The following is a 16,864-nucleotide window of genomic DNA, read 5'->3' on the forward strand; positions in this document are numbered from 1 at the left end:
CAAAAATGAGAAACCCTGTGCTTGGAAAAGCACAGGGTTTCTCTCGTTAGTAGCAGATGCTGCCACATTTACATCATCTTTTTGATTTCATCTTTAATGGATTCCGCCTGCGGTCCGAATACGACCTGAACCGCGCCTTGACCCAGACGCATAACACCGGATGCGCCTAATTTTTTCAACTCCGAATCTTTAACCGCCTTCTCGTCTTTAACCACGAGACGCAGGCGTGTGATGCAAGCATCGATGCTGGTAATATTATCCTCGCCGCCGATGTTTTGCAGAACCTTGGCCGCCTTGGACTCATTGGATACCGTGCCGGATGGAGCCGGGGCAGCTGTATCGCCATCGTCAGAAACCGTATCCTCTTCGTCATCCTCCTCGCGTCCAGGCGTTTTCAAGTTCAGCTTGACAATGAGGATTCTGAACAGCAGATAGTACACGACTCCGAAAGCCAAGCCTACCGGCAGGAGCAGCCACGCATTGGTAGACAGCTTCAGATTCACCAGGTAGTCGATCAGGCCCGCCGAGAACGAGAAGCCCAAATGTACATCCAGGACATACATGATCAATCCGGAAAGGCCTGTCAAAATCGCATGGACTACATACAATACCGGGGCAATGAACATAAATGCGAATTCAAGCGGTTCAGTGATACCGGTCAGGAACGAAGCCACTGCCGAACCGATAAAGATGGAGCCGACAAGCTTGCGTTTGGACGGCTTGGCGGTATGCATGAAGGCCAGCGCCGCAGCCGGCATCGCAAACATCATGATCGGGAAGAAACCGGACATGAACATACCCGCCGTCGGGTCTCCCGCAAAGAAACGCCACAGGTCGCCGTGAACGACTTCGCCCGCGGCATTCGTGTAATCGCCGATCTGGAACCAGGCGATGGAGTTTAATACGTGATGCAGACCCAGAGGGATCAGCAAGCGGTTGGCCGTACCGAAAATGAACGATCCGATGCCTCCAAGACCGACAACCCAGTTGCCGAAGGCGGAAATGCCATCCTGGATCGGGCTCCAAATCATGCCGATCAACACCGCGAGCACCATCGTGGAGGCTGCCGTGATAATCGGAACGAAGCGTTTACCCGCGAAGAAGCCCAACCAATCCGGCATTTTAATGTTGTGGAATTTGTTATACAGGTAAGCGGACCACAGGCCGACAAAGAACCCGCCAAGAACGCCCATATTCAGCTTCACGTCATCCGGTATGAACGGCATTTGCAGCGGCACCTGCGCCAGCACTCTTGTAAGCACCATATAACCGATAAGCGCGGAGAGACCCGCAACGGCGTCCCCTGCGAATCCGATCGCAACGCCGATCGCAAAAATAATCGGCAGATTATCCAGAATGGCTAGCGCGCCGGATGTCATGAACGGAGTTACATATTGATTCAGAAAAGCTCCGAGAGCTCCCAAAGGTATATCTTTTTGATAGTCGATCAATCCAAGCCCCTGCAAGATACCTGCCGCAGGCAAAGTGGCCACCGGCAGCATAAGGGATTTACCCAGCTTTTGCAATTTAGCCAGCATGTCAATCATCCTTTCAACTTCAATAATTTAGCTTTTACTGAAAACGTTTACATAATGCGCCGACATAATAACCATTTATTCCCATTCACTCCGGAACAGAAAAACCTCAGAAATCCTCCTCCTTGCGAGCTCATGTGTTCATCATTTTAAGGCGGCATGGATGCCATCATCATTTCTAAGCCAACAAAAAAAGCCAAGAAGAACGGCGACTATACATTAAATAGTCCGTTTCTTCTTGGCTCATGCCCATGTTTATGGTAACACGCCTTAAAACGTATTCATTTGATGTTGTTATCTTAATTCACGGCTTCCTGTTTTGTCAATAACCAATATTTCAATCAATCGCCTATAGAATTGAATTATTTCATTTCAATGGTCAAAACAGGATTTTGGCCGGACACGACATTACCGATCTGACCGTCCACCTTGGAAGCCACTTCATCCGCATTGGTTACGATAATCGGCGTAATCGTCGGATAACCGGCGGCCTGGATCGCTGCCATGTCGAACTCGATGAGCGTCTGACCCGTCTTCACCTGATCACCGGCTTGAACATGGCTTGTAAAGCCTTCACCCTTCAAACCGACCGTGTTAATCCCGATATGGAACAGATACTGCAGACCGGTTGCTGGATCCTCCAGCATGACGGCATGCTTGGACTTGATGACATGCGCAACGGTCCCGTCAAAAGGCGCGATTAATTTGCCTGCGGAAGGCTCGATGGCAATTCCTTGGCCCATATGTCCAGCAGCAAATGCCTCATCGGGCACTTGCGACAAAGGCACGGCTTTACCCGACAATGGGGCTGTGAGTTGAATGACGGTAGCTGTTTTTTTCTTTTTCCAACGATCAAACATATTAAGATTCCTCCCTGGGTTGATTCTTTTGCTGTAGTCGGCCTGTAAAGAGCCGGTATAAATGCATAGCTAGAAAGCAGATCTCTGCTTCGGGCACTTTCTTGCCAAGTTCTTTCTCCATCATGCCTGCTAGGCGTGTTGCCAAACCGTATTCCTGCGTGAATTTGGAGCGGATCTGTTCCGCGAACGGATTATCCACATGGATTTCCTGATTCAAGATGCGATCTACCGAGAACCTTAAATGCATGAGCAGACGAACATAATCCATGCTTCCCCGGTCAAAGACCACCTGCCGCTCCTCTTCAATATACCTCACCAGGCTTCCCACTACGTTCGATGCCTTGACCAGATGGCCAACGGGTACATGACTTACGGCCGAATACACATGGTAGGTCAAGAAGCCAATCTCATCCTCAGGAACCTCTATATCGAAGGTCTTGCCGATCAATTCCGCTGCCTTGGCTGCAATATCATATTCTTTTGGGAAGCTGATGCGGGTTTCTTCAAGGAAAGGATTAATAATATCCATGCCTTTGCGGATTCTGTAAATCGTAAACTGGATATGGCTTGGAAGCGCCAAGTATACCTTATCATTTAATGTGCCCGGAAATTCCTGTCCGATGAGATTCAGTATCTGATCCGTAATCTCCATCACCTGCGGATCAAATTCTTCCAGCAGATGGTGAGCTTGGCTCCACTGTTCCCGATCCTCCAGCCTGAACAGCTTTTCAATCCGCTTATCGTCCGAAGCGATCGTGCCGCCTATTTTTGCGCCGAAGCCGATGCCTTTACCTAAGATAACGTATTCCGATTCTTTTTTACCGCCAGTAACCATCACGACATTGTTACCAATAACACGAACGACTGTAAACAACTCGATCCCGCTCATTAACTTCCCCCTTTCCTTTAAGTTTAAACAGTGTTCCGCCATAGGATTCATATACGAAGAAATACTCCCACCGCATGAACATTGAAAAAGCCAAGAAAAGACCCCCTATAAAAAGATGTCTCTTCTTGGCTCATGCCCTGTTTTAGGTAACACGCCGTTTTATGTTTCAGCTATGATTCCATCATAAAACAACCCGCTTGTATTCGTCAACTTACGACATGCTCTTGTAAGAACCAGCGCATACGCGCCGTCATTCCCGGATTTTGACCTGCTCCCTTATTACCCTATCCATTTCTGAAGCATATGGATGACCTCGCGGATTTGGAGCGGCTTGTGAAGGTATCCGTTCGCACCGTCTCCAAGAAATTGATCCGAATCCCTCATCGCATTCGAGCTCATGACGATCAGAGGCAGATCGCTCCACTCCGGGTTCTCCCGAATCCGCTTCATCGTTTCGACGCCGTCCATTTCAGGCATGACCGTATCCAGCAATACCGCGTCAATCGATGGATGCTTGCTTAACAGCTCCAAGCACTCAAAGCCGTTCTGGGCTGTATGCACGGTCAGCTGGAGTTTCTCCAGCGCATTGGTCAATGCGTACACATTCCGTATATCATCGTCGACAATCAATACGGTCTTGTTCTCCAACCGGCTAAGCTCCTCCTGTTCGTACTCTTCCATCCGGATATCGTTCAAGTTGTTGTCGCTTGCGGTGGCAGCTACTTCGGGCAGCATAAACAGGCTGTCGGCTTCACCGCCCTCCGTTACGAGCGGCAAATATAAGATAAAGGTGCTGCCGATCCCTTCCTCGCTCTCCACGGTTATATACCCGCCAAGCAATTTGGCTAAATGCAGCGATATCGATAAGCCGAGACCCGTGCCTCCGAATTTTCTCGCCGTGGTTTCTTCACCTTGCTGGAATGCTTCGAAGATCGGCTGTAGGTGCTCTGCCGCAATCCCGATGCCGGTATCCTCAACGGAAAACGCAATGACATCGCCGCTGATAATGAAATCCGAAGTGACAATCGAATTCATTTTCTTTACCCGCAGCTTCACGCTGCCGCTCTCCGTAAACTTAATCGCATTGGAGAGCAGGTTGCGCAGAATTTGATGAAGGCGCATCCCATCGCTGTACATCATGTCGGGGAGGTCATCCGACATCTCGATATCAAATTCCAGATTTTTGGATTCCGCGCTTTTGGAGAAGTATCCTTGCATCAGTTCCGGCAGCTCCGTCAAGTTCACCAAGTCCATTTCGATCTGCATCTTACCTGCCTCGACCTTGGACAGATCCAGGATGTCATTGATCAAATTCAACAATTCACTGCCGGAATTATGAATGACGGTAGCATAATGCTGCTCTTCCTCCGTCAGGTTCCCCTGCTTATTCTCAGCTAGAATCTGGGAGAGGATGAGCATGCTGTTCAGCGGCGTCCGCAGCTCATGGGACATATTGGCCAGGAACTGCGATTTATATTTGGAGCTCTTCTCCAGCTCTTTCGCGTATTTTTCCAATTCGCTGGCTGCAATCAGAGCTGCTTCCTTTTGAGCTCCCAACCGTTCATTCAGCAAATGCATTTCCACGGAGTGGGTCTGAAGCTCCTCGGTCTGAGCTTGCAGCTCTTCGGTTTGGCTCTGCAGCTCCTCATTCAGCGTTTGGGATTCATGATACAGCTGCTGGATCTCCATTTTGCTTTGAATCGAATTCAAGGTCACTCCAAGCTGGAAATTCAACTGTTCGATGAGCTGAATCTCCAGCTCATCGAAGGGTTGGAATTTGGCCAACTCGATCACGCCGAGAACTTGTCCCTCGAACATCACGGGTGCCAGCAGCAGCGTGGAAGGCTCGGCATCGCCGAGTCCCGATTCGATCCGCACATAGTTGGGCGGTATATCGTCCAGTATGATCATACGCTGCTCCAGCATGCACTGCCCCACCAAACCTTCGCCCGGCAGGAAACGATCCCGGACCTTGTTCCAAGGCTCGCCGTCCGGGTCGGCAAAAGCAGCAGCCTTAACCAGTTCCGATCCTGACCGGGTAATAAACACCGCCCCATACGGAAGCTTCATGATCAAAGCCAGCTTATGAATGAAGAATTGCACGGCCGTCTCCACGCGATCGGACGATTGAAGAATCGTCGACATGACCGAGACATGATCCTTGGCCCAGTTCTGCCTGCCAACCTGTGCGAGCAGTTCGTTGGTTGTATCGGCCAACTGGCGGACCTCGTCATTGGAATGCACATGGATGCGTTGGGATATATTCCCTCCATTGACAATATCGGAGATGACGTTGGTCACTTGGTTGATCGGCTTTACGATGCTTTTCGAAATGACCCAAGCCGCACATATGGTGATCAGTGCCGCACCGGCCCATAACAGATACATCGTGTTCAATAAACGGGCATTGCTTTCCTTCATTTCTTCGATTCTGCTCGTTGTCAGTTCCCGTTCCTTGCTTCGAAAAGAGAGGAACAGCTCATGAATCGAATTCATCGCTTGCTTTCCGGGATCGTTAATAAAGAAATGAAGAGCCTCTTCATCTTGTCCGAGCTGCATGAGTTGAACCGCAGGCTGTCCGGCGTTGGTAATCCACTCCTTGATATTCTCCTTAATATTTTCCAGATGATTGGCTTGCTCCGAGTTATCGCTCACAAGCTTGTACAGCTTGTTATAATTGATCTGCCAGGACGACAGCGCTTGGTTGAAGGGCTCCAGGTAGGTTTCATCGCCCGTGATGACGTACCCTCTCTGGCCGGTTTCCATCTCCAGCATATTCTTCTCGATTTCATGCGTGAGATTATGTACTTCGATATCATGTTTCTCTATAAAATCCGCCTCTTGCTGCAGGGAAGAGATACGGTCGGAAACAATCCAGAGAAAAGCTCCAAGACACATTAATATCAATAAATAGCCGATGACAATCTTGCTGCGGATGTTGAATTTCAGGTTGTTAGACAAACGGCTAACCTCCCTTATTTTCGATCTGTATAAGTCTGCTCATATTCTCATAGTAATTGTTATGAAAATGGTTTACAAGCAAAACCAGTTTTCATGTCATCAATGATTCTTTAGTCGTAGGCAGTCAGATTTATACACGTTTGGGCATATATTGTTAGGGGACGTGCTTGTACACTTTTGATATATTCCAGCTAAAAAAGGAGGACCGCTCATATGAGGAACGTAACAGCGTTTGCGGAGACACTGCGTTGACAAGGCATGTATATCATTCCAGGAAACAGGCTGAACGTACTGCCGGTCGAGGAGCAGCGAACGTGTCGTCCCTGGAGCTGCCCCTTCTACAGGGCATGTTCATGTCGGAAATCCATCTCGGCCGCGGTGAGGGCCTCCCGCCTCACGGCCATCCGGATACCGATGAATTGTGTTACATCATTCAAGGAGACATCAGTTATTCCCTGGTGGATCCGGAAAGTCACCGAAATCTCGTGTTTCAAGCCGTACCCGGTCAGGTGGTGCATGCCCCGATCGGTTGGTGCCACTGGATTACATCGCTATCCCACGGGACGATCCTGCTCTTGATCTATCGAACCGGGCATCCGCACCAAATCGACCTTGCACCTTTATGGCCTTTTTCGCTTTACGAAAAAGATGCCTTTGAAGGCGACGACCCGAACAAGCAGCTTTCCACGAAGACACTCCTTACGCCCGTCCCGCTTCAAGACAGGATCGAGAGCGAGACTTCGGAAATGCCCATTCCGGGGCCGCCGTGGCTCAAAACCGGGCAACCTAACAACAAAACCACACGCAGCCGGTGATCGGCCACGTGTGGTTCTTGTTGCTGGGACACTTCTTATGTAATGATATCGCTCGCATCGTATGGCATTAATCAATATAGAATCTTTGTTCAGGGCGGATCTGCTTCTTCAGAAGCCGCAAGTCGGCTTCCAGCTTCGCCACCGTCTCTTCGATCTCTTCGGGATTCAGTGCCGGACGCTCAGCTTCCGGCTTAACGCCAGCCCTCAGATCGCGAATGGTGATCTGCTGCTCCTGCCATTTATCCATCAGATCGGAGATGGTGGCATAGAACCGCTCATAATCTTGGATCACTTCGTCCAGAAAGGAATCCACTTCCTCCTGATCGTAACCCCGCAGTTTATTCGAAAAATTCTTTTCATGGATAGACAAAGCGTCCAGTTGAATGCCTAGCTGCCGAAAAAGCTTTTTCTGTTTATCCAATCGGCGTTTCATGTGTTCATCCATAATGATTTACCTCCAAATATTGGTGCAGCCCTTCTTCTTAGCCTTCTCTCTATCATTGTTTATATCATATTAAGCACCGTGATTAAAACACTCCGGGGCTTTTTTGGAGAATGTTCCAAAAACGGCAGGCCGTCATTCCCATCCTTCATGTGATTGTTACCAATCCTTTTCGGGTATTGAATTTACATAAGAAGTTCTATTGTGCACATAACCCAGAGAGGAGCGACTATTCCTATGACCAGCATGACAAAACAACAATACAGTGAACTAAGACAACGGTTGCTCAGTGATAAAGAACGGTTGGAAAATCAATTGGTGTCCCGGGAAGACACCAACAAGGATCTTTCCCTGCGAGACTCCACGGGAGAGCTGAGCGCTGCCGACAACCATCCCGCTGACGTGGGCACCGAAGTTTTCGAACGCGGTCGGGACTTGGCCATTCAGGAGACGCTCGAGCGTGAATTGGAGCAGATTGATGCTGCCCTGCAGCGTATGGACCAAGGCGAATACGGAACCTGCGCCGAATGCGGACGGGAAATTCCGTATGAACGGCTGGAAGCTTTGCCTTATACGGCCTATTGCCTCGAACATACTCCGCGAAAAGACATCAACGACAACCGTCCGGTTGAAGAGGATGTCATGACCCCGCCCCCATCAGGCGCCGGCGTCAACCGCCAAGCAGCCGACGGTAAATTTGATGACGCCGGCGCCTGGGATGCCGTGGAAGATTACGGAACCTCCACATCGCCCGGCATGTCCATTAAACCAGGACAAGACGATTATAAGAAGAATGTATGAATTGATTTGGCAAATTAGAAGGGAAAGCTGGTACCTGATGCTTGGGTACCAGCTTTTTTTGCATAATCAAGATTCTTTATGGTTCCGAACATTGGAAGCAAAAAACTCGTATTCGTCGTACTCTTCCCCTCGCTTCTTTTTATAAGGGGTCAGCATTTTATCCAGCTCAACAAATAACTCGCGCGCTTCATCTTCGCTCATATACAAGGTGGTATTGGTCAACATGGACGTCGCTTCGCCATCCTGGCTCATATTTTTAAAGAAACGGTCTCGATTCTGGTCGAACAGCTCGGATAATAATTTGTTCGTTTCGGACCGAATCAATTCCTTGATGACCGGCTCGTCGGAATCCGCCCCTCGCTTGATCTTTACCGTACCGACAAAAGGCTCGTAATATTTAGCGATAATTCCGTTGATTTCTTTGGTGGATACGATCTTGACCAGGCCGATCCGCTCCAGCTTCTTCATATGATAATGAACCTTCGCAGGCACATCCCCGATCTTGTCCGCAACCTCCTTTACGGTTGCCGGACGATCCATCTTGTTTAATACATTCAAAATCTGGAGCCGATATGGATCTGAATATATTTTGATCTCTTCCAGTGTAGTCAATTCCTTCGTTTCCACACCGTACACCTCAGCTTCACGTTAATTTTTCACCTTCTCATTATAGGCCGAGAATGACGAAATTACAAAAACGACGACGGATTCAGATGGCACGGAAACTCTTCTTTCGAATCAGGAACAGCACGGGCACCAGCATGACGAATCCCATCAACGAGAAGAGCACGGGAGGGGATTGATGCTCTGCAACAAGTCCCGTTATCAGGCTTCCGACAGGAATTGCAGCCGTGCACAATACCGTCATCAGGGCGCCAATTCTGCCCAGCATATGCCGCGGCGTTACTTCCATCAGATACGTCGAGATCGGGGCATTCAGCATGGAGACGGCAAAACCGGCAGCGAACATGCAGACCGCCGCGGACTCCACGCGCCACGCCGGGAGATGCCCTGGAATCCCTAAAGCAAAATATCCGATCCCGAGCATGATCGATCCTGACATGATCAAGGTGCTCTTTTTGAAACTCTTACCGTAGCGACCAATCCATAGCCCGCTGCAAATCATACCGATCAGAAGCGCCGTTCCCATTACGCTCAGACCTCCCGCTCCGGCACCCAACGTCTCCTTGACGTAGACCGGCTGCAGCACGTTCAACGGTGCCAAGCAGAAATTATTGATCATCGCCAGAATCGTCGTAATGAGAAGCAGCGAATGCTGCTTCACAAACAGAAGCGCTTCTTTGATGTCGCCGAGCACCGTTCTTTCTTTCTCGGACACCGGTCCAGGGAATTCGGCCTGTTCGGCCGCTTCGGGATTCGGCATAAAGGCGATAATAACCGCGGCGATTAGAAACGTCACGGCATCGATCAGGATCGTTCCCGAAATTCCGATCAAGGCGATTAGGGCTCCGGCAATGGACAGACCGATTAATTCGGCGCTGCGGCTCACGGATGTAGAGAAAGAATTGCCCGCGAGCAGCTGTTCCTTGGGGAGCAGCCGGGGAACGATGGAGGTTTCGGCGGGTCTGGAGAAACATTCGAGCGTTGAATTCAGGAACGTGAAGACAAACAGATGCCAGACTTCAAGAGAACCGATCGCATACAAAAAGGCCGTCAGAGACACCACGATGCCGCGGCTGAGGTAGGTTAAGGCGAGGACTCTTTTCTTAGGCCAGCGGTCTACAAAGGTTCCCGTAAACAAACTGAAAAGCAATCCCGGCAGAAAGTTAAAAGCGAACAAGGTCCCCATTAACAGCTCTGAGCCTGTGAGCATATAAACCATCCAGCTGTAAGCGATGGAATCCAAGGAATCCCCTAATCGGGTAATGGCTTGAGCAGATAAATAAATCAGGTACGGGCGGATTTTCAACAGTTGGCCAAAGCCTTGTTTTTCCAAAACGGCGGCATTTTGCATGTTTCTTTCTCCTCTTCGTTATGAAATGGTTTCATTAAACTTTTTTGTTCGTTAAAATTATAATTACGTTAAATATTTTTTAACGTTAAGTTTATTTTAATGATTTTGAAGAGGAATGCAATAGGCAAAAAAAAATAAATCGCCATGTTGGCGATTTAAGGTCTAACGTTTATATTTGATAGCGTAGCTTTATTTAATTTCCACCCGTGAAGAAGATCTCGCTGCTTGAAGGCATGCTTCGATGGCTCTGATATTGCTGATGGCATCATCCGGACCGTATGGCAATGGCGCGCCATCCATCACGGCAGCAGCCATGGCATCCGCTTGCAGGGCAAAATGGTTGTATATCCCCACTTTCTCCTCGCGGGTTCCCTTGGCCGTATGAACGAATATCTGGGCCATATCCTCCATTCTCTCCCAGCCGAAGGCGGAGGGCAGCTCAATCCTGCCGTCGGTTCCCGCAATCTCTAACGAGCATCTGGAGTAGGTCCACATGCCACAGTCGAATGTCAGGCCCAGTCCATTGTCAAATTCCATCATTCCATGGACCATCATGTCTACGCCGTCATGCTCCTCGGAGAAAAAAGCGTGGGCCGTCACGGCTTTAGGCTCCTGTCCGTATATCATTCTCGCCGCCGAGATGGGATAACATCCCACGTCGTAGATCGAACCTCCGCCCATATCCTTGCTGTAGCGGACATTGCTTTTATCCTCCGCATTGTTGAAGGTGAACGACCCGTGTATTCCGCGAAGCTGGCCGATTTCGCCGCTTTCGATGATTTCGCGTACACGCGCGTGCTTCGGATGGTAGCGGTACATGAAGGCTTCGGCGAACAGCACGTTGTGTGCTTTGGCTGCCTCAGCCATCTCACGGACATCCGTTTCCGTCAGGGCCGCCGGTTTCTCGCACAGAACATGCTTTCCGGCCTCAGCGGCTTTGATGGTCCAAGGTTTATGCAGGTGATTCGGCAACGGAATATACACCGCATCAATGTCAGGGTCCGCCAGAAGCTCATCATAAGAACCATAGTATGTTTTAATATGGTATCGTTCCGCGAGCTCCCTGGCTTTATCGGCATTGCGGCTTGCTACGGCCCCAACCTCACAGCGTTCCGATTTCAATATGCCGGGTATCATTGAATTTCTTGCAATACGAGCGGTACTCATAATCCCAAAGCGCAGTTTCTTGCTCACGAGGTCATTCCTCCTTTGGCTGCATTCCGGATCGATTTTTAATAATTGTCGTTTACGGCTTTATGAAGGATCCCCAAGCATCGATCCAAATCGGTCTTAACCTGTTTTTTATAGAGTTTGGCCTTCTCGGCACCTTCGTCAGTAAAATGATAAAGTACGATTTCCTGGAAATCGACCCGCGGATCGTTTCCTTTAAGCTGTTTGGTACGGTATAGAACCCCCTCCTGCACCAATTCATGCAGAGCACGATAGATTTCGCTTTGCGGCGGCGAATATCCATGGCTCTTGAATTCCTGCCGAAGTTCTTCGAGCATCTGATATCCATATCCGCGCTGCTGCTCCACCATGGTAATAAGATAAACTTTGATAAAAGCGCGCTGCGCGATCATAAATGCCATTCGGACGCCTCCTCCTTCACGAGCTACTTGTCCCATAATATACCTTATTATAACCCACAGTTTCCCAGTTTGCACAATAGGAAGCATCCTTCTCTTTTTAAACCAAGAAGGCGTGGATTGAAACGTTGGCAGGTGATGGTCGCATGGGAATGAGGCAGGGATGCCCATGCTTTTTCTGTTGTGAATTTTTCATATGTTGTAATTGTATAGTGTTTAGTTTTTCACCTGTTGTTGGTTCGGTCGTTTGGTTCGTTTGGGTCTTAGGAACGATGGCGCGAGCCCATGAAAAAGCCCACCCTAAAGGGTGGGCTTCATTTTGTTTTCACATGCCGGTGGTTGTCCCGGCGGATGGATGCGATTTGCCGTATGGCCGAATAGAGCGAGGGTTCCGTGGACCCGCGATGCCGACGAGCCATTTTCCGAACGGCAGCTTTGCAAGCAGGCGAGTTGCGGCGTACGCTATCGCCACGCTGATGATCCATGAAGAAAGGATCCTCACCAGAGATGGCATGCCGATCAGCAGATACCCGTCGACTGCATAGCTTATCCGGAGCGTTAATAAATGCATCAGGTAAGCACCGTACGAATAGACGCCAATGGAGGTTAGGAGCGCATTCGTCCGCGCTCCGGCATGGCGGGTAATCCAGCCGGCCGTATCGTACATGACCATGATGGAGCTAATCAGGAAAAGCGCCATCATCGGCCGCAGCAGCGACAAGGAATAGAACGTGATCGCTCCATTCTCCGCTGAACGGATTTCATTCACGGCCTGCATGAGCATCCAGCCGAACGTAAATGCAAAGACCAGCCATATGGCCGGTCGGGCCTTCTTGAGCCATTTTATCCAAGAGGCATGATATAAACCGGCTGCTGCCCCAAGCGCAAAATAGAAGAAATAATAAAGTGCATTCCGATCCGCATAGGTTGTGAACAGCTCGCTCCACACCGGTATGCTCAAACTTCCCATCAAGTGCCCGATATCATTGATAACTCCCGTCAAGCCCACGTACAGCAGCCCAGAAAGAACCAGTATCGTAAGCTGCGTCCGTACGCCGCATCGTTCCTTGATTCCTAGTATGGCGGATCTGAAGAGTGGATACAGCAAATAAAATTGGAACAGCATAATAATATACCAAAAATGCGAGCTGGCTTTTCCGGTTAACCATACTTCCCCAAGATATTTCCAGTCCCCGATCCATGCGGGATTAAACTTATGATTGATTAATAATGTGATCAGGGTCCATACGGCAAAAGGAACATAAATGTCGCCGAATCGTCTTTTGATGAACCTGCCGTATTGCAAACCGCCTTTATCATTATAAAACAACACCATGCCGGTAATAAAAATAAAGACGGGCACAGCGAATTTCGTCGCCATCAGAAGGAAGCCCATCATCAGGCCATCGTTTGACGTCATCCCCGGCGCGACCGAATAATGCGCGATGGAATGCTGCAAAACCACAGCCAGGAAGGCCATTCCTCGGAGGCGCTCGATTTCCGGAATTCTTTGTTTGGACATACTGCTCCCCCTTCATCTGGCTTCATATGAATCAACCTCATTGTAAGGGACTTCTCCCGTGACGGGCTAATCCAATTATTTACTGGGCATGACGGCTGGCTCCATACCTCGCATTCATCCGTATGATTATGTATATAATGAAAAACTACTATCGGCATGCGTTCACGGAAGACTTGCCGCAGGTAGAGACCTCTTTTCTAACGAATATCTCGGAGGCACAAATGACGAAGGGTTACTTTTCTGACCACAAAAAAACCGGTTCCGAATCGGAACCGGTTCACGCTCCTTACAGCAGCGTAGTTCCTCGCGGCGGCAGTGTGTCGTTCCGGTCTGGATCAACCGCACCGTATCGCCCCTCGTTTCTGTAATCGTAATCGCGGAATATATCGTAAATGCCGGTATTCTCTTGATCGGCGTCAACCATGACGAGAATCCGTCCCTGCTCGACATAGGACTCATATTCCTTCGCCTCATCTTCCGGGATGCCAAGGCCGATAAAACCTCCGACCAGCCCGCCGGCTCCCGCACCGACTGCTGCGCCCGTAAGGGTCGCTGCTATCGGTCCGGCCGCAAGAATCGGGCCGATGCCGGGAATGGCGAGGGCTCCCAGTCCAGCCAGCAATCCTGCCGTGCCTCCAAGTATGCCGCCTGTTGCTGCACCCGCAGCTACTCCTTCGGGAGCCATCGTTCCCGTCTGCTCAGCTATCATGTCCGCCTCGCGTTTGTCCTTCGCTATAATGGAAATGGCATCGTTCGGAATTCCGTGCCGCTGCAGCTGCTCTATAGCTTGAGCGGCCTCCTGTTCCGAACGAAATACCCCAACAACTTTCTTCTCCATGATAAACCCTCCTCATCGGTGGTCGTTCATATTTAACATTACCCGACGGGAGGGGAAATTAAACGTGGCGCTGCCTTGTTATGCCTTGGGTCTGGTCCGATTTGTTGCAATCGCCTCCAGCGGATCATCAGGCCAATAATGCTTAGGATATCTACCCTTTAGATCCTTTTTTACCTCGTAATACCCGTTTGCCCAAAAGCTCGACAGATCAGAGGTAACCTGGACCGGTCTCTGCGCAGGCGACAACAAATGTAAGGTCAGCGCAACGCGCCCGCCGGCAATGCGCGGCGTGTCCCGCATCCCGAACATCTCCTGCAGACGAACGGCCAGAAACGGCTGTTCAGGGTTGCTGTAGTTGATCGGGATCTGCGACCCGCTCGGCACCTTGATATGCGTCGGGGCTTCTTTTTGAAGCTGCTGCTTCTGCTCCCAGCTGAGCATATGTTCCAAGAGCGTTCCGGGTGCCAGTCGCCTGATATCATTACGATTCCTCAGCCCGTCCAAATAAGGAAGCAGCCACGCTTCCGCGCGATCCAGCAATCCTTCGTCCGATACATCCGGCCAATCCCCTTCGGCTTCGTGCCGGAACATAAAGGCCATCCGTTCTCTCAGCTGCACGGCCGCCTTGCTCCACTGAAATAAGCCAAGGCCCTCCTGCCTGATCCCTTGCAGCAAGGCGCGCGCTATTTCCTCCCCTGTCGGATTGGGATAGGCTTGTTCCTTGATCACGATGGCTCCCAGCATCAGCTTCTGCCTGGCCCTGATGCTGCCGGAAGCTGTATCCCAAGCGACTTCTTTCTGCTGTTCCATCTCGTCAAGATAATACTGCTCAAGCCAGGCTTCGTCCATTTCGGAAGCTAGCTGGATATTCCCGTCTGCCCCTTGATCGTCTACGGATGCGGCCACAATGTACCTGGCACGGCTCATAGGCTGAACCGCAGCCAACTTCACGCCCCTGCCGCTGCGCATGAGAAACCCGCTGCCTCCCCTGTTCTTCGCGATCCGATCCGGATAGGCAAACGACAGCAGCAGGCCGCAGAGGTTCAGGTCACCGTCAGCTGCATATTCGATATTCAGCTGGGCGTGGAGCTTCCGAATCTCTTGTTTCATCCGCTGCAGCACGGCTTCGTTCACCGTGTCCTGCTGGGCGGATCGCTGTCCATGCTGTTCAAACAAGAGAAGCCGTTCCACGCGCGAACGCAAATCCTGGTCCCGAAGCGCTTCGCTTCGGCTCAGTATATCGCGCTCCTGAAGCAGAACGGCGATTCGGATGGCCAGCGAGGCCTCGCCGATTTCCTGTGCCTTCAGCAGCATGTGAGCCAGCCTCGGATGAACTCCAAGCAGCGCCATCTCACGGCCATTCCGGGTGATGCTGCCCGTATCATCCAGAGCCGAAAGCTGCTTCAATAACGCTTGACCTTGCGCATAGGCCAGCCGAGGCGGCGCGTCAAGCCAAGCGAGCTGCTCCGGATCACGCGCACCCCATACGGCCAATTCCAAGGCCAGCGGCGCAAGATCGGATTCGCGGATCGCCGGAATGGTACTCTCCGGCAGATGGCGGTGCTCTTCCTCACTCCACAAGCGATAGCACACGCCGGCCGAGACGCGGCCTGCCCTGCCCCTTCTCTGATCGGCAGACGCTCTGGACAGCCGTCTCGTGATCAATTGCGGCAGTCCCGTTCTTGGAGAGAATACCTCTGTGCGAATAAAACCGCTGTCCACGACGGTCTTGATCCCCTGAATGGTAATGCTGCTCTCCGCGATGCTTGTGGACAGTACAATTTTACGCCGCCCGTTCACATCTCGTTTTATGGCTTCATCCTGCTTCTCCGCCGGAAGGGCGCTGTATAATTCACGAATGACGACTTCTGGATTTAAGCCCGTTCTTAATAATTCATTCGCGGTCCGCCTGATTTCACGAGCACCTGGCAAAAATACGAGTATATCGCCTTCCTGTTCGGCGAGCGCGCGCGTAATGGCGATAGCGGCACCTTTATGTATCTCATCCAGAGGGAACGAGCGCAGATAGTGAGTCGTTACCGGAAAAGCACGCCCTTCGCTGACGATGACCGGTGCGTCTCCAAGAAGCTTCGCAACCGGCTCCGCCTCAAGGGTAGCGGACATGACCAGCAGCCTTAAATCTTCCCGCAGGACCGCTTGGGATTCCATCGCAAAAGCCAGTCCGGCATCGGCCTGCAAATTCCGCTCATGAAATTCGTCAAATATAATCATGCCGATGCCGGTCAATTCCGGATCAGCCTGCAGCATCCGCGTCAAAACGCCTTCCGTGACGACCTCGATCCGAGTGTCCCGTCCGATCTTGCTGTCCATCCGGACCCGGTACCCGATCGTTTCTCCTATCGCTTCTCCCAATGAGGCCGCCATAAATCCCGCCGCTGAGCGGGCCGCAATCCTTCTGGGCTCCAGCATGATGATCCGTTTGCCGGCAAGCCAAGGTTCATTCAGAAAAGCAAGCGGCACTTGCGTCGTCTTACCTGCACCCGGTTCAGCGATCAACACGGCATGAGTTCCTGTCGATAAAGCCTTTTTCAATTGTGGTAATACTCGGTGAATCGGTAGTTCAGTCATGGATATCTCTCCGTCATCCTATCGAATATCAATATAATCCCTTAATTA

At 50.7% G+C, this 16,864-nt stretch carries 14 protein-coding genes; 2 read left to right on the forward strand and 12 right to left on the reverse strand.

Annotation, left to right across the window (positions count from 1 at the left end; all coding sequences use genetic code 11):
- Positions 1-68 precede the first annotated feature (68 nt).
- From nagE to HMPREF9412_RS06850, 4 genes are all read right to left on the reverse strand, one after another.
- Positions 69-1,538 carry an N-acetylglucosamine-specific PTS transporter subunit IIBC gene (gene nagE / locus HMPREF9412_RS06835; RefSeq protein ID WP_009590698.1) on the reverse strand — a complete coding sequence of 490 codons (1,470 nt, stop codon included), beginning with the start codon at positions 1,536-1,538 and terminating at the stop codon, positions 69-71.
- 359 nt (positions 1,539-1,897) lie between these two features.
- Positions 1,898-2,395: a PTS sugar transporter subunit IIA gene (locus HMPREF9412_RS06840; protein ID WP_009590645.1), complete on the reverse strand. Its 498-nt coding sequence runs from the start codon at positions 2,393-2,395 to the stop codon at positions 1,898-1,900.
- A gap of 1 nt (position 2,396) precedes the next feature.
- On the reverse strand, positions 2,397-3,284 hold the full coding sequence (locus HMPREF9412_RS06845) for a PRD domain-containing protein (protein ID WP_009590629.1): 888 nt from the start codon (positions 3,282-3,284) through the stop codon (positions 2,397-2,399).
- A 279-nt stretch (positions 3,285-3,563) separates the two neighbouring features.
- Positions 3,564-6,245, reverse strand: a complete 2,682-nt coding sequence (locus HMPREF9412_RS06850; RefSeq protein WP_009590707.1) for a CHASE3 domain-containing protein — start codon at positions 6,243-6,245, stop codon at positions 3,564-3,566.
- A 314-nt stretch (positions 6,246-6,559) separates the two neighbouring features.
- Between HMPREF9412_RS06850 and HMPREF9412_RS06855 the strand changes: the two genes are divergently transcribed.
- Positions 6,560-7,060, forward strand: coding sequence for a cupin domain-containing protein (locus tag HMPREF9412_RS06855; protein ID WP_009590724.1), 501 nt, complete (start codon positions 6,560-6,562; stop codon positions 7,058-7,060).
- 67 nt (positions 7,061-7,127) lie between these two features.
- Here the strand turns inward: HMPREF9412_RS06855 and HMPREF9412_RS06860 are convergent, their stop codons facing one another.
- Positions 7,128-7,505 (reverse strand): DivIVA domain-containing protein, encoded by a 378-nt coding sequence (locus HMPREF9412_RS06860; protein WP_009590687.1) that lies wholly within the window; start codon positions 7,503-7,505, stop codon positions 7,128-7,130.
- A 234-nt stretch (positions 7,506-7,739) separates the two neighbouring features.
- Here HMPREF9412_RS06860 and HMPREF9412_RS06865 point away from each other — a divergent pair, with 234 nt between their 5' ends.
- Positions 7,740-8,303: a TraR/DksA C4-type zinc finger protein gene (locus tag HMPREF9412_RS06865; RefSeq protein WP_009590691.1), complete on the forward strand. Its 564-nt coding sequence runs from the start codon at positions 7,740-7,742 to the stop codon at positions 8,301-8,303.
- A 66-nt stretch (positions 8,304-8,369) separates the two neighbouring features.
- Here the strand turns inward: HMPREF9412_RS06865 and HMPREF9412_RS06870 are convergent, their stop codons facing one another.
- The 7 genes from HMPREF9412_RS06870 to hrpB all read right to left on the reverse strand — a co-directional run bounded on the left by HMPREF9412_RS06870 (position 8,370) and on the right by hrpB (position 16,816).
- The gene (locus HMPREF9412_RS06870) at positions 8,370-8,930 is read right to left on the reverse strand and encodes a winged helix-turn-helix domain-containing protein (protein WP_009590708.1); all 561 of its coding nucleotides are present in this window, start codon (positions 8,928-8,930) and stop codon (positions 8,370-8,372) included.
- An 82-nt stretch (positions 8,931-9,012) separates the two neighbouring features.
- Positions 9,013-10,278: an MFS transporter gene (locus tag HMPREF9412_RS06875; RefSeq protein ID WP_009590702.1), complete on the reverse strand. Its 1,266-nt coding sequence runs from the start codon at positions 10,276-10,278 to the stop codon at positions 9,013-9,015.
- Between the two features lie 189 nt (positions 10,279-10,467).
- On the reverse strand, positions 10,468-11,472 hold the full coding sequence (locus tag HMPREF9412_RS06880) for a Gfo/Idh/MocA family protein (RefSeq protein WP_009590716.1): 1,005 nt from the start codon (positions 11,470-11,472) through the stop codon (positions 10,468-10,470).
- Positions 11,473-11,510: 38 nt separating this feature from the next.
- Positions 11,511-11,870, reverse strand: a complete 360-nt coding sequence (locus HMPREF9412_RS06885; RefSeq protein WP_009590710.1) for a helix-turn-helix transcriptional regulator — start codon at positions 11,868-11,870, stop codon at positions 11,511-11,513.
- A gap of 322 nt (positions 11,871-12,192) precedes the next feature.
- Positions 12,193-13,389 (reverse strand): acyltransferase, encoded by a 1,197-nt coding sequence (locus tag HMPREF9412_RS06890; RefSeq protein WP_009590678.1) that lies wholly within the window; start codon positions 13,387-13,389, stop codon positions 12,193-12,195.
- 286 nt (positions 13,390-13,675) lie between these two features.
- Positions 13,676-14,227, reverse strand: a complete 552-nt coding sequence (locus tag HMPREF9412_RS06895) for a general stress protein (RefSeq protein WP_009590725.1) — start codon at positions 14,225-14,227, stop codon at positions 13,676-13,678.
- Positions 14,228-14,305: 78 nt separating this feature from the next.
- Positions 14,306-16,816 (reverse strand): ATP-dependent helicase HrpB, encoded by a 2,511-nt coding sequence (gene hrpB / locus HMPREF9412_RS06900; protein WP_009590720.1) that lies wholly within the window; start codon positions 16,814-16,816, stop codon positions 14,306-14,308.
- Positions 16,817-16,864: the final 48 nt, after the last annotated feature.

Source organism: Paenibacillus sp. HGF5 (genome assembly GCF_000204455.1).
GTDB lineage: Bacteria > Bacillota > Bacilli > Paenibacillales > Paenibacillaceae > Paenibacillus_AQ > Paenibacillus_AQ lautus_A.

What these genes read in the sequence shown, in the direction of transcription:
- HMPREF9412_RS06865 (WP_009590691.1), top strand. Translation starts at nt 7,740, where the DNA reads ATGACCAGCATGACAAAACAACAATACAGTGAACTAAGACAACGGTTG.
- HMPREF9412_RS06845 (WP_009590629.1), bottom strand. Translation starts at nt 3,284, where the DNA reads ATGAGCGGGATCGAGTTGTTTACAGTCGTTCGTGTTATTGGTAACAAT.
- HMPREF9412_RS06840 (WP_009590645.1), bottom strand. Translation starts at nt 2,395, where the DNA reads ATGTTTGATCGTTGGAAAAAGAAAAAAACAGCTACCGTCATTCAACTC.
- HMPREF9412_RS06895 (WP_009590725.1), bottom strand. Translation starts at nt 14,227, where the DNA reads ATGGAGAAGAAAGTTGTTGGGGTATTTCGTTCGGAACAGGAGGCCGCT.
- HMPREF9412_RS06875 (WP_009590702.1), bottom strand. Translation starts at nt 10,278, where the DNA reads ATGCAAAATGCCGCCGTTTTGGAAAAACAAGGCTTTGGCCAACTGTTG.
- HMPREF9412_RS06885 (WP_009590710.1), bottom strand. Translation starts at nt 11,870, where the DNA reads ATGGCATTTATGATCGCGCAGCGCGCTTTTATCAAAGTTTATCTTATT.
- nagE (WP_009590698.1), bottom strand. Translation starts at nt 1,538, where the DNA reads ATGCTGGCTAAATTGCAAAAGCTGGGTAAATCCCTTATGCTGCCGGTG.
- HMPREF9412_RS06860 (WP_009590687.1), bottom strand. Translation starts at nt 7,505, where the DNA reads ATGGATGAACACATGAAACGCCGATTGGATAAACAGAAAAAGCTTTTT.
- HMPREF9412_RS06890 (WP_009590678.1), bottom strand. Translation starts at nt 13,389, where the DNA reads ATGTCCAAACAAAGAATTCCGGAAATCGAGCGCCTCCGAGGAATGGCC.
- hrpB (WP_009590720.1), bottom strand. Translation starts at nt 16,816, where the DNA reads ATGACTGAACTACCGATTCACCGAGTATTACCACAATTGAAAAAGGCT.